Annotated in this window: 18 protein-coding genes, 2 pseudogenes and 1 riboswitch; of the genes and pseudogenes, 11 read left to right on the forward strand and 9 right to left on the reverse strand. The window is 71.5% G+C overall.

Annotation, left to right across the window (positions count from 1 at the left end):
• Nucleotides 1-209 (reverse strand): annotated as a pseudogene (locus ACFU5K_RS16120) (RNA-guided endonuclease TnpB family protein); the annotation flags it as partial.
• Nucleotides 210-352: 143 nt separating this feature from the next.
• Here ACFU5K_RS16120 and ACFU5K_RS16125 point away from each other — a divergent pair.
• The 3 genes and pseudogenes from ACFU5K_RS16125 (at nt 353) to ACFU5K_RS16135 (ending at nt 2,997) form a co-directional block, all read left to right on the forward strand.
• Nucleotides 353-964, forward strand: a complete 612-nt coding sequence (locus ACFU5K_RS16125) for a TetR/AcrR family transcriptional regulator (protein ID WP_384061468.1) — start codon at nt 353-355, stop codon at nt 962-964.
• A gap of 351 nt (nt 965-1,315) precedes the next feature.
• Nucleotides 1,316-1,438 (forward strand): annotated as a pseudogene (locus tag ACFU5K_RS16130) (DUF4126 domain-containing protein); the annotation flags it as partial.
• Between the two features lie 62 nt (nt 1,439-1,500).
• The gene (locus ACFU5K_RS16135) at nt 1,501-2,997 is read left to right on the forward strand and encodes a phytoene desaturase family protein (RefSeq protein WP_384061471.1); all 1,497 of its coding nucleotides are present in this window, start codon (nt 1,501-1,503) and stop codon (nt 2,995-2,997) included.
• Nucleotides 2,998-3,048: 51 nt separating this feature from the next.
• On the opposite strand, the gene ACFU5K_RS16140 is transcribed toward ACFU5K_RS16135, so the two are convergent.
• The 5 genes from ACFU5K_RS16140 to ACFU5K_RS16160 all read right to left on the reverse strand — a co-directional run bounded on the left by ACFU5K_RS16140 (nt 3,049) and on the right by ACFU5K_RS16160 (nt 7,612).
• Complete coding sequence (locus tag ACFU5K_RS16140) at nt 3,049-4,002, reverse strand: hypothetical protein (RefSeq protein WP_384061473.1); 954 nt, start codon at nt 4,000-4,002, stop codon at nt 3,049-3,051.
• A 50-nt stretch (nt 4,003-4,052) separates the two neighbouring features.
• Entirely contained in the window at nt 4,053-4,970 is a 918-nt protein-coding gene (gene metF / locus ACFU5K_RS16145; protein WP_384061476.1) for a methylenetetrahydrofolate reductase [NAD(P)H], read from the reverse strand.
• Between the two features lie 212 nt (nt 4,971-5,182).
• Nucleotides 5,183-5,833, reverse strand: coding sequence for a thiamine phosphate synthase (gene thiE / locus ACFU5K_RS16150; RefSeq protein WP_384061478.1), 651 nt, complete (start codon nt 5,831-5,833; stop codon nt 5,183-5,185).
• A 112-nt stretch (nt 5,834-5,945) separates the two neighbouring features.
• On the reverse strand, nt 5,946-6,311 hold the full coding sequence (locus ACFU5K_RS16155; RefSeq protein WP_384061481.1) for an Rv2175c family DNA-binding protein: 366 nt from the start codon (nt 6,309-6,311) through the stop codon (nt 5,946-5,948).
• Nucleotides 6,312-6,370: 59 nt separating this feature from the next.
• Nucleotides 6,371-7,612, reverse strand: coding sequence for an NAD(P)/FAD-dependent oxidoreductase (locus ACFU5K_RS16160; RefSeq protein WP_384061484.1), 1,242 nt, complete (start codon nt 7,610-7,612; stop codon nt 6,371-6,373).
• A gap of 190 nt (nt 7,613-7,802) precedes the next feature.
• Nucleotides 7,803-7,915, forward strand: a riboswitch (TPP riboswitch).
• Here ACFU5K_RS16160 and thiO point away from each other — a divergent pair.
• The 5 genes from thiO (at nt 7,913) to ACFU5K_RS16185 (ending at nt 13,112) form a co-directional block, all read left to right on the forward strand.
• Nucleotides 7,913-9,139, forward strand: coding sequence for a glycine oxidase ThiO (gene thiO, locus ACFU5K_RS16165; RefSeq protein WP_384061487.1), 1,227 nt, complete (start codon nt 7,913-7,915; stop codon nt 9,137-9,139). It overlaps the preceding riboswitch by 3 nt.
• Nucleotides 9,136-9,384 (forward strand): sulfur carrier protein ThiS, encoded by a 249-nt coding sequence (gene thiS, locus ACFU5K_RS16170; protein ID WP_384061490.1) that lies wholly within the window; start codon nt 9,136-9,138, stop codon nt 9,382-9,384. Before thiO ends, thiS begins: the two co-directional genes overlap by 4 nt.
• Nucleotides 9,385-9,386: 2 nt before the next feature.
• Nucleotides 9,387-10,181, forward strand: a complete 795-nt coding sequence (locus tag ACFU5K_RS16175; RefSeq protein WP_384061493.1) for a thiazole synthase — start codon at nt 9,387-9,389, stop codon at nt 10,179-10,181.
• A 128-nt stretch (nt 10,182-10,309) separates the two neighbouring features.
• A complete protein-coding gene (gene pknB / locus ACFU5K_RS16180; protein WP_384061496.1) occupies nt 10,310-12,226 on the forward strand; it encodes a Stk1 family PASTA domain-containing Ser/Thr kinase in 1,917 nt (638 codons plus the stop codon).
• A 22-nt stretch (nt 12,227-12,248) separates the two neighbouring features.
• Nucleotides 12,249-13,112 carry a deoxyribonuclease IV gene (locus ACFU5K_RS16185; RefSeq protein WP_384061499.1) on the forward strand — a complete coding sequence of 288 codons (864 nt, stop codon included), beginning with the start codon at nt 12,249-12,251 and terminating at the stop codon, nt 13,110-13,112.
• A gap of 25 nt (nt 13,113-13,137) precedes the next feature.
• On the opposite strand, the gene ACFU5K_RS16190 is transcribed toward ACFU5K_RS16185, so the two are convergent.
• On the reverse strand, nt 13,138-13,770 hold the full coding sequence (locus ACFU5K_RS16190; protein ID WP_384061502.1) for a sulfite oxidase-like oxidoreductase: 633 nt from the start codon (nt 13,768-13,770) through the stop codon (nt 13,138-13,140).
• A gap of 155 nt (nt 13,771-13,925) precedes the next feature.
• On the opposite strand from ACFU5K_RS16190, the gene bfr reads away from it, so the two are divergent.
• On the forward strand, nt 13,926-14,405 hold the full coding sequence (gene bfr / locus ACFU5K_RS16195; RefSeq protein ID WP_384061505.1) for a bacterioferritin: 480 nt from the start codon (nt 13,926-13,928) through the stop codon (nt 14,403-14,405).
• A gap of 39 nt (nt 14,406-14,444) precedes the next feature.
• Here bfr and ACFU5K_RS16200 read toward each other — a convergent pair whose 3' ends face one another.
• A complete protein-coding gene (locus ACFU5K_RS16200) occupies nt 14,445-14,714 on the reverse strand; it encodes a bacterioferritin-associated ferredoxin (protein WP_384061604.1) in 270 nt (89 codons plus the stop codon).
• Between the two features lie 160 nt (nt 14,715-14,874).
• Nucleotides 14,875-16,221 carry a class II 3-deoxy-7-phosphoheptulonate synthase gene (locus ACFU5K_RS16205; protein WP_384061508.1) on the reverse strand — a complete coding sequence of 449 codons (1,347 nt, stop codon included), beginning with the start codon at nt 16,219-16,221 and terminating at the stop codon, nt 14,875-14,877.
• A 104-nt stretch (nt 16,222-16,325) separates the two neighbouring features.
• Here ACFU5K_RS16205 and ACFU5K_RS16210 point away from each other — a divergent pair, with 104 nt between their 5' ends.
• Together ACFU5K_RS16210 and ACFU5K_RS16215 are read left to right on the forward strand one after the other, a co-directional pair.
• A complete protein-coding gene (locus ACFU5K_RS16210; RefSeq protein ID WP_384061607.1) occupies nt 16,326-16,382 on the forward strand; it encodes a trp operon leader peptide in 57 nt (18 codons plus the stop codon).
• 96 nt (nt 16,383-16,478) lie between these two features.
• Nucleotides 16,479-18,389, forward strand: a complete 1,911-nt coding sequence (locus ACFU5K_RS16215) for an anthranilate synthase family protein (RefSeq protein ID WP_384061510.1) — start codon at nt 16,479-16,481, stop codon at nt 18,387-18,389.
• The last annotated feature ends 122 nt before the right edge of the window (nt 18,390-18,511 follow it).

Raw genomic sequence — 18,511 nt, forward strand, 5'->3', positions numbered from 1 at the left:
CGAGCTGCGCCGGACCGCAGGTCGCCTTCCCACCGGCCGTCCTGTTGCCGATGTGGACCCTGCGGGACACAGCAACGCACTCGTTCCACACCCAAACGGCACCGCGCCCACTCGCCTTCAAGCCCGGTGAGCCCGGTGGACGACACACGCAAGCGGAAGCTGTACCGGGCGTGCCCGGACCCCTCCACTGTCTCCCGCGCCGTCGCCATGGCCAAGACCCTAGCCTCACCCACTGACAACCAACCGAAGTGCAGGTCACAGCAGATGCGCAGAGAACTCCGCCCCAAGTACCCAATCCTCCCCGGCCTGAAGGCCGGCGCCTCCTGGGAGAAATCAGGTGACAATCGTGTGCATGAACAGCAGTAGCACGACGCGCCGCCAGGCCACCCGGCAGAAGCTCTACGAAGCGGCGGTCACACTCATCGCGGAGAAGGGCTTCTCCGCGACCACGGTGGACGAGATCGCGGAGCGGGCCGGGGTGGCCAAGGGCACCGTCTACTACAACTTCAAGAGCAAGACCGAGCTCTTCGAGGAGCTGCTCCGTCACGGAGTGGGGCTGCTGACGCAGTCGCTGCGGTCGGCCGCCGACTCCACCGACGCGCGCGGCGGCACCCGGGTGGAGGCCCTGGACGCGATGATCCGGGCAGGCCTGGTCTTCATCGACCGCTACCCGGCCTTCACCCAGCTGTACGTCGCCGAGCTCTGGCGGACCAACCGTGCCTGGCAGTCGACCCTCCTGGTCCTGCGCCAGGACGCCGTGGCCGTCGTCGAGGGGGTGCTCCGGGAGGGCGTCGCCGCCGGCGAACTGAGCGAGGAGATCGATATCCAGCTCACGGCCGCGGCGCTGGTCGGGATGGTACTCGTGGCGGCCCTGGACTGGCAGGCGTTCCAGCCGGAGCGGACGATCGACGACGTGCACTCCGCACTGTCCCTGCTTCTGCACGGCCGCGTCAGCGGGCACTAGCCTAGGCACGCGGCGGCCCGGGACGCGGAACGCCGGTCCGGTGGAATTCGATCCCCCCGAATTCCACCGGACCGGCGTGCGTGCAGCCGCGAAGCCCTCCCCCGTGACCCCGATGTCCCCCGTGGTCCCGGGGCTCCGCGTCGTGCACCCCCGTTGTGTCGGGGGTGCGGTGCCGTTCCGCCGCCCCGTGCCGGCGGTCCCGGAGCCGCGCCCCTTCCGTGGTCCCCACTCTTCCCTCTCCGCAGGTGGGAGCCCATCCGCGTCCCTACTCATCTCTCGCACTAGGTAGGGATACTCAGACCTGTGCGCAAGCCACTTCGCGCGGCGCCCCCACTGGTCACGCTCGCGTCCGTGTCCACACCCCCTCCGGTGTTCACGAGTGGCCGGGCGAGCGGGATCAACGCCTCCGCGGTGGTCCTCCTCCTCCTCGGCGTCCGCGGCGCGGCCGGGCTCCCCGACGAGGTGCCCGAGTCCCGGGGCGGGCTGCCACCGGCCGCGTGAGTGGGCTGTCGGCGGCACCCTCTAAAGTCAGTGACATGGCACGAATTGCGGTGATCGGCGCCGGGACGGGCGCGATGGCGGCGGCCGCCCGGCTCTCCGTGGCAGGCCACCGGGTGACGGTGTACGAGCGCTCCGGGACATACGGCGGCTCGGTCGGCCGTCATGCCCGCGACGGCTTCGTCTTCGACACCGGACCCGGGCTCCTCCACCTCCCCGCCGTCTACCGCGACCTGTTCGTCAAGACGGGCAAGGAGCCCCTGGAGCAGTGCGTCTCGCTCCGTCAGGTCGACCCGGCGAGCCGTCACATCTTCGCGGACGGCACGACGGTGTCGCTCCCCAATGCCTCCAGGGCCGGCGTCGTCGGGGCGCTCGACCGGGCGCTCGGTGAGGGCGCCGGTGCCCGCTGGGGCGAGTTCCTGGACCGGGCGGGCACGGCGTGGAACCGCTCGCGCAGACCCCTGCTGGAGGAGCCGCTGCCCGAGGACCGCCAGGTGCTGGAGCGCGATCCCTACCCCTCGGTGCGCCGGCGCAGGCTGCTCCGGCCGGCCCTGGAGGCCGCCACCGTGGCCGAGGTCGGCGCGTGGGAACTGGGCGACCCCCGGCTTTCGGCCCTGCTCGACGGATACGCCCTGTCCTACGGCCTCGACCCGCGCCGCGCGCCGGCCGCGGCCGCCCTCCTGCCCTACATGGAGGAGACGTTCGGCAGCTGGTACGTCGCCGGGGGCATGCGGGCGCTGGCCGACGCGGTGTACGCGCGGTGCCTGGCGCGCAGGGTGGAGTTCGTCTTCGGTGCCGAGGCGGTCCGGGTGACCGAGAAGGACGGCCGGGCCGCGGGCATCGAGCTGGCGGACGGCACGAGCGTGGAAGCCGATCACGTCGTCCTGGGCGCGTGGCCCGGTCCCGGCCTCCTCCCGGCAGGAGCAGAGAGCAGGGCCGAGGTCCGGGGGACGGCGGCACCCGGGCGTTTCGTCGTGCTGCTGTCGCTGCGCGGCGCGCGCGAGGCGGGTGCCGCGCACCGGACCGTGGTGCACGGCGGGGACCCCGGGGCGGAGCGGGACGCCCTGTTCGGCGGGCGGACGGCTGATCGGCCGACGGTGACCGTGCTGCGTCCCGACGACCCGGCCACCCGCCCGGACGAGGAGCACGAGGCGGTGACGCTGACCGCGACGGTGGCCCCCCAGGGCCCGGTCGACTGGACGGACAAGGCGTTGCGCGAGCGCTTCGCGCAGTCGGTGACCGACCGGGCCGCCGAGGCCGTACCCGGCCTGCGCGAGCGGATACTCCACGCCGAGGTGCGCACCCCCGCCGAGACCGCCGCCGAGACCGGTGCAGCGGGCGGTTCGGTGCCGGCTCCGGCCCTGGCCGGGGCCGGGGGGGCGTACCTGCACGCCGGGAACCGCACGTCGCTGCCTGGCCTGTATCTGGCGGGCGGCTGGTCGCACCCGGGCGGCGGGCTGGCCCACGCCGGGATGTCGGGCGCCCTGGTCGCCGGACTCGTGGTGGAGGGCGACGACTTCCGCGGCTCCCGGTGAGGAGCCGCGGTCGTCCCTGAGAGGCGGCGCAAGGCCCGTGCCGGCGCCCGGTCAGTAGCGGTACTGCTCGTTCTGACCGGTGTCGTAGCCGTTTCCGTAGGGATCTGCCTCCGGCGGGAGCGGCGGGTACTGATCGCTCTCGCGCTGCTGCGGGACCCAGACGCCTCCGGGCGGTGTGTCGGTGGAGTACTGGTCGGCGGGCTGGTGCGGGCCCGTGGCCTGGGACGGGTCGTAGCCGTGGCCCTGGCTGTCGTACCCGGTGTTGTCGTACCCGGCGTACTGCCCGGTGGCGTCGGTGGCGCCCGTTCCGGCGTACGGGTCGGAGTGGGCGGGGTAACCCGCCCCGTCCGGGCCGTAGTCGTAGTGCCCCGTGTACGTGCCCTGTGCCTGGTAGGTGTCCTGTGGCTGGTAGGTGTCCTGGCCGGAGTACGCGCCTTGGTCCTGGTAGGCGTCCTGGCCTGGGTAGCCGCCGCTCCCGTCACCGTAGGAGTTTTGGCCGGCCTGCTGCCCGTAGCCGTTGTAGGGGTCGTACGCGGCGTACTGCGGCTGCTGTTCACCGCCGGCCGGGGCCGGGTCGGTGTAGATGCCGTACTGCCCGGTGTCGTCCGGCATCGGCTCCGGTTCGTAGACCGCGGACGGCGCCTGCGCCTCCGGGGAAGGGGAGGCTCCCTCGTACTCCAGTTCGGAGACTTCGAGTACCGGCTTCTGGGCGGACGCTCCGGCCCCGCGGCGACGGCGGCTCTCACCCGGACTGCCGCCGAGGGCCCATCCGGTGGAGAAACCGCGCCTGAACGAGAGCGTCACATACGTCTGCCCCGTGGCGAAGGTGATCGCCCCGAGGGCGATCACCAGCACAGAGGGGATCAGCACGCCGAGGACCACGCCGAGGAAGCCGCAGAAGGCCAGCAGCCGCCAGCGGAGCCGTGCCTTGTACTGCAGCAGCACCTCGCCCAGCAGCCACAGCGCCACTATGCCGAATGCGATGTAGAGGACCGTCCAGCCCACGCCCGCCCCCTCCTACGGCCACCGCCCCGGTCGGTGGCGGGTACGGCCGGTCACGACTGCTTGTGCAGTCCGAGATTCTCGTAGATCTCGAGTGTCGCCGTCGAATTGTTGAGCGTGATGAAGTGCAGCCCCGGGACACCCTCGGAGAGCAGTTTCGCGCAGAACTCCGTGGCGAACTCGATGCCAATGGAGCGTACAGCGGCCGGGTCGTCCTTCGCGGCGAGGATCCGCTCTTTCAGCGGGGAGGGCAGGGACGCGTTGCTGAGCTGGGCGAACCGCTCGAGCTGTTTGACGCTGGTGAGGGGCATCACCTCGGGAATGACCGGGGTGTCGCAACCCGCGGCGACCACGCGATCACGCATCTGGAGGTAACTCTCCGGATGGAAGAACATCTGGGTGATCGCGTAATCGGCACCGGCGCGGCACTTGTCCACGAAATGACCGATGTCGGAGTCCCAGTCGGCCGACCGCGGATGCATTTCGGGAAAAGCCGCGACGCCGACGCAGAAATCACCGGCCTCCTTGATGAGCCGGACCAGATCGGCGGCGTACCGCACACCCTGCGGGTGCTCGACCCACTCGCCCATGGGGTCGCCGGGCGGGTCTCCGCGCACGGCGAGGATGTTCCGGATTCCGGCGTCGGCGTACTGTCCGACCATGTTGCGCAGCTCGGCGACGGAGTGGTCGACGGCGGTGAGGTGCGCCACCGGGGTGAGCGTGGAGTCCGCGGCGATCTGCTGGGTGGCGCGCACCGTCCCGGCACGCGTGGATCCTCCTGCTCCGTAGGTCACGGAGACGAAGCTCGGTCCGACGGCCTCGACGCGCCGCAGGGCGTTCCAGAGGTTCCGTTCGCCCTTCTCGGTCTTGGGCGCCCAGAACTCGAACGAATACGACGTCTCACCGGAGGCGAGCAGCTCACGCACGGTGCGCGCGTGATCCGTCCTGGTGGAAGGTGTGCCGAGAGCCATACTGGGAGGTTAACCAGGGCCGGGCGCTCCCCCAACCGGAGCGAGCGAATTGACCGGAATGAGGCGGCTTTTGTCCACCCCTCGGACACCGCTCTCTGACACCTCTCCGGGACACCTCCGGCGGACTCCCGACCGAGGCAGGTCGAGGGCCGGAGCACCGACCCGCCCGGACGTTCGCACGGCCGCACGGGCCACGAGGGAGGGAGCCGGGCTCAGAGAGCGTGGGCCCGTACGCGCCGGGCCAGGGTCTCGGCGGCCGCGGCCGGATCCTCGGCCTCGGTGATCGCGCGTACGACGACGACGCGGCGGGCGCCGGCGTCGAGGACCTCGTCGAGATTGCCCGCGTCGATGCCGCCGATGGCGAACCACGGCCGGGCCGTACCGAGCGAGGCGGTGTAGCACACGAGGCCGAGGCCGGGGGCGTGACGTCCGGGCTTGGTGGGGGTGGGCCAGCACGGCCCGGTGCAGAAGTAGTCGACTCCCGCCTCGGCGACGGCGGCGTCGACCTCGGACTGGGCGTGGGTGGAGCGGCCGATCACGACGTCGTCGCCGATCACGGCGCGGGCGGCGGGCACCGGGAGGTCTCCCTGCCCGAGGTGCAGCACGTCGGCGCCTATGGCGTGGGCGACGTCGGCCCGGTCGTTCACCGCGAGGAGTGCGCCGTGGCGCTTGCAGGCGTCGGCGAGCACCTCGAGGTGTTCGAGCTCCTCGGCCGCCTCCATGCCCTTGTCGCGCAGCTGGACGACGTCCACGCCGCCGGCCAGTACGGCGTCGATGAACTCGGGGAGGTCACCCTGGCGTTTGCGGGCGTCCGTGCACAGGTAGAGCCGGGCGTCGGAGAGCCTGTCGCGCAGCGTGGACATGATGAGTTCCCCCCGGGTGGTGCGTCGATGAATCACTGTAGGCCGGTGGACCGCCGAACGGCGGGGTGCGGGCCGCGTGTGCCACGGCCCGCACCCCGCTACGGTCGTCCGGTCAGACGGCGAGCGCCTGGGCCCGGCGCTTCACCTCCGTACCGCGATTCTCGCTCAGGGCCTGCGCGGGTGTTCCGGGCAGGGTCGGGTCGGGGGTGAAGAGCCACTCCAGCATCTCTTCGTCGTTGTAGCCGTCGTCCCTCAGGAGCGTCAGGGTCCCTGCGAGCCCCTTGACCACCTTGTCGCCGTCGATGAAGGCGGCAGGCACCTGCAGCGTCCGGTTCTCACCACGTCGTACGGCGATGAGCTGGCCATCCCTGACCAGCTGCCGTACGCGCGTCACCTGGACATCGAGCATTTCCGCGATGTCAGGAAGGTGGAGCCAGGCGGGGACGAGAGCATCGATCTTTGCGTCAATCTCGGTCACAGGGACAAGCGTGCCATCTCGCACCGGCAGCCGGTACCCGGGCCGACCGTACGGGGCTGTCACGGCCCCGGGAGCACCGTCGATTTCAGCGGTACGGAGGAATCGGCCGCCCGCGCCGGATCGATCCGCGCCCCCGCTTCGACCAGCTTGCGGCCCTGGGCCAGGTCGCGCGGCCTGTTGACGGCCAGCACGGCGACCAGGACTCCCCGCCGCAGCCAGCAGACCGTCCAGGACGGTTCCGCGGGGTCACCGCGCCAGAGCAGCGTCTCGGCACCCGCGTGGTGGCCGGCGTACTGCACGAAGCGCCCGAACTGCTCGGACCAGAAGTAGGGCACCGGGTCGTACGTCGCGCTCGCGCCGCCCGCGAGCGCGGCGGCGACCGTCCTCGGGCCCTGGAGCGCGTTGTCCCAGTGGTGGACCAGCAGGCGTTCGCCGTAGCGGGCGGAAGGAAAGGACGCGCAGTCGCCCACCGCGTAGACGCCGGGCAGCGAGGTGCGCAGCGAGCTGTCGGTGGTGACCGAGCCGTCCGGGCCCAGCGCGATGCCCGAACCGGCGAGCCACGCGGTGGCGGGCCGGGCCCCGATTCCGACGACCACCGCCCCGGCGGAGACCGTCCGGCCGTCCGTGAGGCGGACGGTGCCCGGTTCGACGTTCGCGACCCGGGTGCCCGTGAGGAGGCGGGCTCCGCTCTCGGCGTACCAGGCGGCCATGGGGGCCGCGACCTCGGCGGGCATCGTGCCGGCGAGGGGGCGGTCGGCGGCCTCGACGACGGTGACCTCGCATCCCGCGGCGCGGGCCGCGGTGGTGAACTCGGCGCCGATCCAGCCCGCTCCGACGACGACCACGTCGTGCTGACGCTCCAGGACGGGGCGCAGCCGTGCCGCGTCATCGACGGTGCGCAGCAGATGGACGCCGGGCACGCCCTCGGAGCCGGGCAGCACGACCGGTTCCGCACCGGTGGCGACGACCAGCACGTCGTAGGCGACCGGCCCTTCCTCGGTGTCCAGCTCGTGGGCCCCCGCGCGCAGGCCGGTCACGTCGAGCCCGAGGCGCAGGGTGATGTCCAGCTCCTCGAAATCGACGTCGAAGGCGGAGTCCTCGGCCTTGCCGAGCAGCACCGCCTTGGACAGGGGCGGCCGGTCGTACGGCTGGTGCGGTTCGGCCCCGACCAGGGTGACCGGGCCGGCGAAACCCTGCTCGCGCAGGGCCACGGCCGTCTGCACGCCCGCCATGCCCGCTCCCACGATCACGACCCCGTGCGGCCGGGGTCCTCCTGCCGGGTCCTGCGTCTGCTCGCTCACAGGTCCACCCTAATCACGTGACATGGCGTCAGCTCACGGCCTCTTCCGCTCGCTCGTCCCGCCGCCTCCGGTCACTTCCGGTTCTCGTCCGAGGGGACGCGGGCCGCCGGGCGGATGCTCCACCGGGTGAACGGGCCACGGGGCGCCGCTCCCTACTGCTCGGAGGCCGCGGGGACTAGGCTGGCCGCCGTAAGGCACTCGCGGGAGTCCGGGCGTACCGGGCTGAGAGGGAGGCTGACCGGCCTCCGACCGTACGAACCTGATCCGGGTCATGCCGGCGAAGGGAGGGGCTGGACGCCCATGCGTATCTCCGCAGACAGTTCCGACGTCCTGGTCGTCGGAGGCGGCGTCATCGGTCTGGTGACCGCCTGGCGGGCCGCCCAGCGCGGTCTGGGCACCACGCTCGCCGACCCCCAACCGGGCGGCGGGGCGGCACAGGTCGCGGCCGGGATGCTCGCCGCCGTCACCGAACTGCACTACGGCGAGCAGATGCTGCTCGGCCTCAACCTCGCCTCGGCGGCCCGCTATCCGGAGTTCGTGGCCGAACTGGAGGAGGCGAGCGGCCGGACCACGGGATTCCGGGCCTGCGGCACCCTGTCCGTCGCACTGGACTCCGACGACCGGGCCCATCTGCGGGAGCTGCACGCGCTGCAGCAGCGCTCGGGGCTGCGGTCCGAGTGGCTCAGCGGGCGCGAGTGCCGGCGGCTGGAGCCGATGCTCGCGCCGGGCGTACGCGGCGGGCTGCGGGTCGACGGCGACCACCAGGTGGACCCAAGGCGCCTCGCGTCCGCTCTGGTCACGGCGTGCGAGCGGGCAGGGGTGACCTTCCGGCGCACCTGGGTCGAGCGCCTGCGCGTCACGCACGGCCGGGCCACGGGGGCGGTCCTGCGGGACGGTACGGAGCTGACGGCCGGCCAGGTGGTCCTGGCCGGGGGAAGCCTCAGCGGCCGCCTGGCGGGGATACCCGAGGCTGCCCTGCCGCCCGTACGCCCGGTCAAGGGGCAGGTGCTGCGGCTGACCGTCCCGGCCGCGTACGCCCCCTTCCTCAGCAGGACCGTACGGGCCGTCGTGCGCGGCAGCCACGTCTATCTCGTCCCGCGTGCCGACGGCGAGCTGGTGGTCGGCGCGACCACCGAGGAACTGGGCTGGGACACCACGGTCACCGCGGGCGGGGTCTACGAACTGCTGCGTGACGCACATGATTTGGTGCCTGGTATCACCGAGTTGCCGCTGACCGAGACGCGTGCGGGCCTGCGGCCCGCCTCCCCCGACAACGCCCCGCTGCTGGGCCCGACGGCGCTGCCCGGCCTGCTTCTCGCGACCGGGCACCACCGCAACGGGGTGCTGCTGACCCCCGTCACGGGCGAGGTGATGGCCCACGCGCTGTCGACCGGCGAACTGCCCGAGGTGGCCCGCCCCTTCTCCCCGTCCCGCTTTCCACCGGCCTCCCGGCCCCACTCACCGAGGTGCGCGGCAGCCTCCACCCGCCTTGGAACCGCCCCCGCGCAGCAGGAGCAGTCCGTATGACACAGCCCGTGCCAGCCACCGTCCCCGTGTCCGTATCCGTATCCGTATCCGTATCCGTGAACGGGGAACGTCGCACCCTTCCCGCCGGCACCGCCCTGGACACCCTCGTCGCAGCGCTGACCGCGGCTCCCTCCGGTGTGGCCGCCGCGGTCAACGAGGCCGTGGTCCCACGCGGTCAGTGGTCCGCCACCGCGCTCGCCGAAGGTGACCGCGTCGAGATACTCACCGCGGTCCAGGGAGGCTGACCGTGTCCGACGACCTCTTCACCCTCGGCTCCACCCCCTTCACCTCGCGGCTGATCATGGGGACCGGCGGGGCCCCCAGCCTCGACGTGCTGGAGCGCTCGCTGATCGCGTCCGGCACCGAACTCACCACCGTGGCGATGCGGCGGCTCGACCCGACGGTGGGCGGTTCGGTGCTCTCGGTCCTGGAGCGCCTCTCCGTGCGGGTCCTGCCGAACACCGCGGGCTGCTTCACCGCGGGCGAGGCCGTGCTGACCGCGCGGCTGGCCCGGGAGGCCCTCGGCACCGACTGGATCAAGCTGGAGGTCGTGGCGGACGAGCGGACGCTGCTGCCCGACCCGGTCGAACTGCTGGACGCCGCGGAGACCCTGGTCGACGACGGCTTCACGGTCCTGCCCTACACGAACGACGATCCGGTGCTGGCCCGCAGGCTGGAGGACGTGGGCTGCGCGGCGGTCATGCCGCTCGGCTCCCCCATCGGCTCCGGGCTCGGCATCCGCAACCCGCACAACTTCCAGCTGATCGTCGAGCAGGCCGGGGTCCCGGTGATCCTGGACGCCGGAGCCGGGACCGCCTCGGACGCGGCGCTGGCGATGGAGCTGGGCTGTGCCGCTGTGATGCTCGCCTCGGCGGTGACCCGGGCACAGGAGCCGGAGCTGATGGCCGCGGCGATGCGGCACGCGGTGGAGGGCGGACGGCTGGCGTACCGGGCAGGACGCATCCCCCGCCGCCATTTCGCCGAGGCGTCGTCGCCCGGGGAGGGCAGGGCGGTGCTGGATCCGGAGCGCCCGGCCTTCTGAGTTCCGGGCACCGGCGGCGGCCTCCTGGTCACAGCACGTGCATACCCCTGTCACGGCTCGGCACCGGATCGGCCTCCGGGGCCTCCGGGCCCGCCCGTCGTGTCCGTCGCAGCTCGTAGACTCGCTCCGTGGACACAACCCTCCAGGACCCCCTCGTCGGGCAGCTGCTCGACGGCCGCTACCGCATCGACGCGCGCATCGCCGTCGGCGGCATGGCCACGGTCTACCGGGCCGTGGACACCCGGCTCGACCGGGTGCTCGCCCTCAAGGTGATGCACCCGGCGCTGGCGACCGACGTCTCCTTCGTCGAGCGCTTCATCCGCGAGGCGAAGTCGGTGGCCCTGCTCGCGCACCCCAACGTGGTGGCGGTCTTCGACCAGGGAGCCCAGGGCGCGTACGTCTACCTGGCCATGGAGTACGTCGCCGGGTGCACCCTGCGCGACGTGCTGCGCGAGCGCGGCGCCCTGCAGCCCCGGGCCGCTCTGGACATCCTGGAGCCGGTCCTGGCCGCGCTCGGCGCCGCGCACCGCGCGGGCTTCGTGCACCGGGACATGAAGCCGGAGAACGTCCTGATCGGCGACGACGGTCGGGTCAAGGTGGCGGACTTCGGGCTGGTACGCGCCGTCGGAACCGCCACGGACACCACCGGCTCCCTGCTGGGCACGGTCTCCTACCTCGCCCCGGAGCAGATCGAGCAGGGCACCGCCGACACCCGGTCCGACGTGTACGCCTGCGGTGTGGTGCTCTACGAGATGCTGACCGGCGGCAAGCCCCACTCCGGGGACAACGCCGCCCAGGTCATCTACCAGCACCTCAACGAGGACGTCCCGGCTCCGTCAACGGTCGTCCCCGGCCTCGCCGCCGGGCTGGACCGGCTGGTGGCGGCCGCAACCGCGCGCAACCCCGAGCTGCGCCCGCACGACGCGGTCGCGATGCTCGCCGAGTCCCGCGCGGAGCGGAGCGCGCTCACCGAGGACCAGCTGGACGCGGTGCCGCCGCAGGCCATCGCGGAGGTGCGCGACGGCGCCGGTGACCGTACGAGCGTGATCCCGCGGGTGATCCCCGCGGACCAGGGCACCGCGCATCACACCAGCCGGCTGGAGATGCCGCCGCTGCCCCCGGAGCGGACGGGCCGGCGTGCCCGCATCGCCGGGGGCGGCCGGCGCGGTGCGGTCGTCGCCCTCGTCGCCGTGCTGCTGGTCCTGGGGGCCGGTGCCGGTGTCTGGTACATCAACTCGGGGCAGTTCACCCGGGTCCCCTCCCTCCTGGGGCAGACCCAGAGCGTGGCGGAGCGGCGGCTCTCGGACGAGGGCCTCGACGTGAAGGGGGTCCGGCGCGCCTACAGCGACACGGTGGAGCGCGGCACTGTGATCAGCAGCGATCCCGGCTCGGGTGAGCGGATCCGGGGCAACGACGCGGTCGGGCTGGTGATCTCGCGCGGCCCGGAGATCGTGAAGGTTCCCGACGTCGAGGGCCTCGCACTCGCCGACGCGCGGCGCGAGCTGAAGAAGACGGGGCTCGCCCCCGGCATGGTGACCCGGGAGTTCAGCGAGGAGATCGCCCGGGGCGAGGTGATCCGCACGGACCCGGAGATCGGTGCCGAGCGCCATCCCGACTCGGCGGTAGCCCTGGTCGTCAGCAAGGGGAGCCCGGTCGACGTGCCCGATCTGACGGGCCTCGGCGTCGATGAGGCGAAGACCGCACTCAAGGACGCGGGCCTCAAGGCCGAGGTGCTGCCCGGCCGGGTCGACTCCCCCGAGGAACAGGGCGCTGTCGCCAGACAGTCACCCGGGAGCGGCGCCGAGGCCGCCGAGGGCGACACCGTGAAGCTGACCGTCTCCAAGGGCCCGCGGATGCTCGACGTCCCCGATGTCACGGGGAAGGACGTCGACGAGGCCCGGACCACGCTGGAGAAGGCGGGCTTCGAGGTCGAGGTCGACCGGCCGTTCCTCTCGTTCAGCGACACGGTCGCCCGTCAGTCGACCGAGGGCGGGCAGCAGGCTCCCGAGGGCTCCACCATCACCATCAGGACCAAGGGCCTGTAGAACCGAGAGGGGCCGACAGCACATGCGCAACCCGATCGGCGGCCACGTCCCCGTGGCCGGCGGACTGTCCAGGGTCGGCCTCGGCTACGCCCGCGAGCTGGCGGCCGAGACCGTACAGGTCTTCGTCGCCAATCCGCGCGGCTGGGCGACGCCGCCCGGAAACCCCGCGCAGGACGAACTGTTCCGTGCGCAGTGCGCGGCGGAGTCGGTCCCCGCCTACGTCCATGCCCCGTATCTGATCAACTTCGGATCGCACACCGAGGCGACCGTCGAGCGGTCGGTCGTGTCCCTGCGGCACTCGCTGCGCCGGGCCAGGGACATCGGCGCACTGGGCGTGGTGGTGCACACCGGGTCCGCGACCGGCGGGCGCCCCCGCACCGACGCCCTCGCCCAGGTACGTACGCACATGCTTCCGCTGCTGGACGAACTGACCCACGACTACGACCCGTTCCTGCTGCTGGAGTCGACCGCCGGGCAGGGCTTCTCACTGTGTTCGCGCACCTGGGACTTCGGGCCGTACTTCGAGGCCCTTGACTCCCATCCCAAACTGGGCGTCTGCCTGGACACGTGCCACATCTACGCGGCGGGACACGATCTGACCGGGCCGTCGGGCATGCGGCAGACCCTGGACCTGCTGGTGGACACGGTCGGCGAGGGGCGGCTGAAGCTGATCCACGCCAATGACTCCAAGGACGTGGTGGGCGCTCACAAGGACCGGCACGAGAACATCGGATCCGGCCACATCGGCGCCGAGCCGTTCCGTGAGCTGTTCTCCCACCCCACGACCGAAGGCGTACCGCTGATCATCGAGACTCCCGGCGGCAAGGAGGGGCATGCCGCGGACGTGGCGCGGCTGAAGGAGCTGCGGCGTCCGGCCGGCGGCTGAGTCCCGGGGCCGTCGGGGAGGGGGCTCAGAGTTCGGGGCCGTCCCCGGGCTCCTCCTGGTAGGAGTAGCGCTGCTCGCTCCAGGGGTCACCGATGTTGTGGTAGCCGCGCTCTTCCCAGAATCCTCGGCGGTCGGCCGTCATGTATTCGATGCCGCGGACCCATTTGGGGCCCTTCCAGGCATAGAGGTGCGGCACCACCAGTCGCAGGGGGAAACCGTGTTCGGCGGTGAGCAGTTCACCGTCCTTATGGGTGGCGAACAGCGTCCCGTCCGACGTGAAGTCCGCCAGCCGCAGATTCGAGCTGAATCCGTATTCGGCCCAGACCATCACATGCGAGACATGGGGTGCGGGCGGTGCGAGTCGCACGATCTCGCGGGCGAGGATTCCACCCCATTCGGCTCCGAGCATGCTGAATTTCGTCACGCAGTGGAGGTCCGCCTCGACGGACGAGAATGGCAGTGCCGAGAATTCCTGGTGATTCCAGCAGTGCTTGTCACCATCAGCCGTGGCCCCGAAGACCCTGAACTCCCAGCGGTCCGGTTTGAACTTCGGCACAGGCCCGTAATGGGTGACCGGCCAGCCGCGCTGCAGCCTCTGCCCCGGTGGAAGCCCGGCCTGCTCTGCTGTGCCGCGTTCCCGGCTTTCCGGCTGACCCATGCCTCCATGGTGACAGACAGGCAGGGGTGGTCATGACCAGGGGAGAGCCGATCAGGGCAACTCGCACTAAGCCTGCACTTACTGGACGGCCGCATGGCGCGATGCGAGGATGCGCCAAAACATGCCTGGTTCACCGGTTGGAAGGAGCCTCTGCGATGCAGGGCGACCCCGAGGTCCTCGAGTTCCTGAACGAACAGCTGACCGCCGAATTGACCGCCATCAATCAGTACTTCCTGCACGCCAAGATGCAGGAGAACTTCGGCTGGACAAAGCTCGCGAAGTACACGCGGTCGGAATCGTTCGACGAGATGAAGCACGCCGAACTCCTCACCGACCGGATCCTCTTCCTCGAAGGCCTGCCCAACTATCAGCGGCTCTTCCACGTACGGGTCGGCCAGACGGTCACGGAGATGTTCCAGGCCGACCGTCAGGTCGAGGTGGAGGCGATCGACCGTCTCAGGCGCGGCATCGAGATCATGCGGGCCAAGGGCGACATCACCTCGGCGAACATCTTCGAGTCCATCCTCGAGGACGAGGAGCACCACATCGACTACCTCGACACCCAGCTGGAACTGGTCGAGAAGCTCGGCGAGCCGCTCTACATCGCCCAGCTGATCGAGCAGCCGGAGAGCTGACCGGCCTCGCGCCGGGAACTTCGCGCGGGCACAGGGGGATCAGGCGGCGTCGGACAGCGTGACGTCGGCCGTGGTGCCGAAGACGACGGGCTCACCGGCCGTCGCGGCCGCCGGCACCGTACGGCCCTCGACGAGGTCACGGCGGGGGCAGTCCCCACGGCCGAGCAGCGCCTGGATCCTGCGGACACAACCGCCACAGTCCGTACCGGCCTTGCAGGCGGAGGCGATCTGGCGCGGGGTGCACGCTCCGCCGTCCGCGTGCTTCTTGACCTGCTCCTCGGTGATGCCGAAGCACGAGCAGACGTACACGCGGTTCACCTCCGAGGGGTCGTCGATCACTGCGCCGCCCCGATTTCCGGTGAGGCTAACCTAACCTTACTCGCCACCTCCCGCACGCAAAAGCCCCGATACGACCGTGGGGCACGGATCACATCGATCCGTGCCCCACCGACATCACCGGGAGTGATCCCTACTGGTCGCGGTACATCTCGGCGACCAGGAAGGCCAGGTCCAGGGACTGGCTGCGGTTGAGGCGCGGGTCGCAGGCCGTCTCGTAGCGCTGGTGCAGGTCGTCCACGAAGATCTCGTGGCCGCCGCCGACGCACTCGGTGACGTCGTCGCCGGTGAGCTCGACGTGGATGCCGCCGGGGTGCGTCCCGAGCTGCTTGTGCACCTCGAAGAAGCCCTTGACCTCGTCCAGCACGTCATCGAAGCGGCGCGTCTTGTGACCGGACGCGGCCTCGAAGGTGTTGCCGTGCATAGGGTCGGTCACCCAGGCCACGGTGGCACCGGAGGCGGTGACCTTCTCGACCAGGTCGGGCAGCCTGTCGCGAACCTTGTCGGCGCCCATGCGGACGATGAAGGTCAGCCGGCCCGGCTCGCGCTCGGGGTCGAGGCGGTCGACGTAGGCCAGCGCCTCGTCGACCGTGGTCGTCGGGCCGAGCTTGATACCGATGGGGTTGCGGACCTTCGAGGCGAACTCGATGTGCGCGCCGTCCATCTGGCGGGTGCGCTCACCGATCCAGACCATGTGGCCCGAGGTGTCGTACAGCTGACCGGTCCGCGAGTCGGTGCGGGTCAGCGACGACTCGTAGTCCAGCAGCAGGGCCTCGTGCGAGGCGTAGAACTCGACGGCCTTGAACTCGGCCGGGTCCGTGCCGCACGCCTTCATGAAGTTCAGCGCGTTGTCGATCTCGCGGGCCAGGGCCTCGTAACGCTGGCCCGACGGCGAGGACTTGACGAAGTCCTGGTTCCAGGCGTGCACCTGGCGCAGGTCGGCGTAACCGCCGGTGGTGAAGGCGCGGACCAGGTTCAGGGTGGAAGCGGACGCGTGGTACATCTGCTTCAGCCGCTGGGGGTCCGGGATGCGGGCGGCCTCGGTGAAGTCGAAGCCGTTGACCGAGTCGCCGCGGTAGGTCGGCAGCGTCACGCCGTCGCGGGTCTCGGTCGGCTTGGAGCGCGGCTTGGAGTACTGACCGGCGATCCGGCCGATCTTCACGACGGGCACGGAGGCCGCGTAGGTGAGGACGGCGCTCATCTGGAGCAGGGTCTTGAGCTTGGCCCTGATGTCCTCGGCGGACACGCCGTCGAAAGCCTCGGCGCAGTCACCGCCCTGCAGCAGGAACGCCTCGCCCTTGGCGACGGCTCCCAGGCGGGCACGCAGCTGGTCGCACTCGCCGGCGAAGACGAGCGGCGGATACGACTCGAGGTCCGCGATCACTTCGCGCAGAGCCTCGGCATCGGGGTACTCGGGCTGCTGCGCCGCGGGAAGGTCTCGCCAGGTGTGGCCACCGGCGACGGAGGTATTGGCGTTCACGGTCACCTTGACAACACTACGGGGTCGGCGAGGCGGTCCAGCCGACCCGCTCACCAAATGAGACGTGCGCTCGTTTGTCCACCGCATCCGATAAGGTCCGTGGCATGTTCGCGCAGAGGACCCAGAAATGGTGGTGGACCGCTCATCCGGCGGCCCGCTGATCATCGCGCGTACTGACTTCGCGAAGGCCGCCCCGAGGGGCGGCCTTCTCTGCTTGCAGGAGCCGGGAGCCGTTCCTCCGTCCGGAAGGAACGCCCGTGCCCGACAGCCCCATCGACCTCTCCGCCCTCCTCCTGGGGGACGACTCCCCTCCGTTCGCCCTGCTGCGCAGGCGCACACCCGGGCGGGACCACGACACCGTGGAGATCCTGACCGGCGAGGTGCACGAGGTGGACCGCCTCGCCGCCCTTCCGGTGGGTGAGCGGCCCTCGCTCGCCCTGGTCCCGTTCAGGCAGATCGCAGAGCGCGGATTCGATGTCCGCGACGACGGCACCCCGCTGGCCGTGCTGGTGGCCGACGAGGTGTACGAGGTGCCGCTGGCCGAGGTCCTCGCGCAGCTGCCCGGCCACGGCGTGCGGGTCGAGGGCGGCGGCTTCGACGTCCCCGACGACGCGTACGAGGACATCGTCCGGCGGGTCGTCGAGGAGGAGATCGGGCGGGGCGAGGGGGCGAACTTCGTCATCCGGCGGACCTTCGGCGGCGAGATCCCCGGCTTCGGACGGGCGGAAGCGCTGGCGTTGTTCCGGCGGCTCCTGGAGGGCGAGCGCGGGGCGTACTGGACGTTCGTCGTGCACACGGGTAACGCCGGACGCCCGGGCCTGCGCGGCCGGACGCTGGTCGGTGCCAGCCCGGAGGTACATGTGCGGATGTCCGGCGGGACGGTCGTGATGAACCCCATCAGCGGGACCTACCGCTACCCGGACGAGGGGCCGACCGCTGAGGGCCTGCTCGCCTTCCTCGGCGACCGCAAGGAGACCGAGGAGCTCTCCATGGTGGTCGACGAGGAGCTCAAGATGATGTGCACCGTCGGCGACATGGGCGGAGTGGTGGTCGGACCGCGGCTCAAGGAGATGGCACACCTCGCCCACACGGAGTACGAGTTGCGCGGGCGTTCCTCCCTGGACGTGCGCGAGGTCCTGAAGGAGACCATGTTCGCGGCGACGGTCACGGGCTCCCCCGTCCAGAACGCCTGCCGGGTCATCGAGCGGTACGAACCCGGGGGCCGTGGGTACTACGCGGGCGCCCTGGCCCTGATGGGCCGGGAACCGGGCGGCGCACAGACCCTCGACTCGCCGATCCTGATCCGTACGGCCGACATCTCGGAGACCGGCCGGCTGAGCGTGCCGGTGGGTGCCACCCTGGTCCGCCACTCCGATCCGGCGGGAGAGGTCGCCGAGACCCGTGCGAAGGCGGCGGGGGTGCTCGCGGCCCTGGGGGCCGGGCCCGGCCGGCCGGAGGCGGAGGCGGGCCGGCCGCGTCTGGCCCCGGATCCCCGGGTCCGGGCCGCACTGGACGAGCGGCGCGGCGGGCTCGCCCCGTTCTGGCTCCGGATGCAGGAGCGCACGGCCGAGCTGTCGGGCCATGCTCTGGTGGTGGACGGCGAGGACACCTTCACGGCGATGCTCGCGCACCTGCTGCGGTCCTCGGGCCTGACCGTGTCGGTGCGGCGCTTCGACGAGCCCGGACTGCGCGAGGCCGTGGGGGCGCACGAGGGGCCGGTCGTGCTGGGCCCCGGCCCCGGCGACCCCGGGGACACCGCCGATCCGAAGATGCTGCTGCTGAGGGAGCTGGCCGCCGGCCTGGTGCGGGAGCACCGGCACGGGCTGCTGGGCGTCTGTCTCGGTCACGAGCTGATCGCGGCGGAACTCGGCCTGGAGATCGTGCGCAAGAGCGTGCCCCACCAGGGGGCGCAGACCAGGATCGAGCTGTTCGGCAGGCCGGAGACCGTCGGCTTCTACAACAGCTTCACCGCGCGCTGCGACGGGGCCGCGGAGGCGGAGCTGGGTGCCCATGGCATCGAGGTGAGCCGGGACGCGGTCACCGGCGAACTGCACGCGCTGCGGGGCAGGGGTTTCGCCTCGGTTCAGTTCCACCCGGAGTCGGTGCTCACGCTGCGCGGCTCGGCCATCGTGACCGAGCTGCTTGCGGCACTTCCCGTGGCCGGCTGAGGAGTCCTCCGGTGCGGACGGTGTCCGGAGGGGGTTCTTGGACACCGTCAGCCGGGCGGGTCGACGCCGTATATGCCACCGGGGGGCGGGACCGCCGCACAGCGGTTCCGCCCCCCGGTGGC

The organism is Streptomyces sp. NPDC057428 (assembly GCF_042803195.1).
Lineage (GTDB): Bacteria > Actinomycetota > Actinomycetes > Streptomycetales > Streptomycetaceae > Streptomyces.

Bases quoted from the DNA above. Each gene is read 5' to 3' on its own strand.
- ACFU5K_RS16125 (WP_384061468.1), top strand. From the start codon at position 353: ATGAACAGCAGTAGCACGACGCGCCGCCAGGCCACCCGGCAGAAGCTC.
- ACFU5K_RS16185 (WP_384061499.1), top strand. From the start codon at position 12,249: ATGCGCAACCCGATCGGCGGCCACGTCCCCGTGGCCGGCGGACTGTCC.
- bfr (WP_384061505.1), top strand. From the start codon at position 13,926: ATGCAGGGCGACCCCGAGGTCCTCGAGTTCCTGAACGAACAGCTGACC.
- thiS (WP_384061490.1), top strand. From the start codon at position 9,136: ATGACACAGCCCGTGCCAGCCACCGTCCCCGTGTCCGTATCCGTATCC.
- thiE (WP_384061478.1), bottom strand. From the start codon at position 5,833: ATGTCCACGCTGCGCGACAGGCTCTCCGACGCCCGGCTCTACCTGTGC.
- ACFU5K_RS16135 (WP_384061471.1), top strand. From the start codon at position 1,501: ATGGCACGAATTGCGGTGATCGGCGCCGGGACGGGCGCGATGGCGGCG.
- thiO (WP_384061487.1), top strand. From the start codon at position 7,913: ATGCGTATCTCCGCAGACAGTTCCGACGTCCTGGTCGTCGGAGGCGGC.
- metF (WP_384061476.1), bottom strand. From the start codon at position 4,970: ATGGCTCTCGGCACACCTTCCACCAGGACGGATCACGCGCGCACCGTG.
- ACFU5K_RS16190 (WP_384061502.1), bottom strand. From the start codon at position 13,770: ATGGGTCAGCCGGAAAGCCGGGAACGCGGCACAGCAGAGCAGGCCGGG.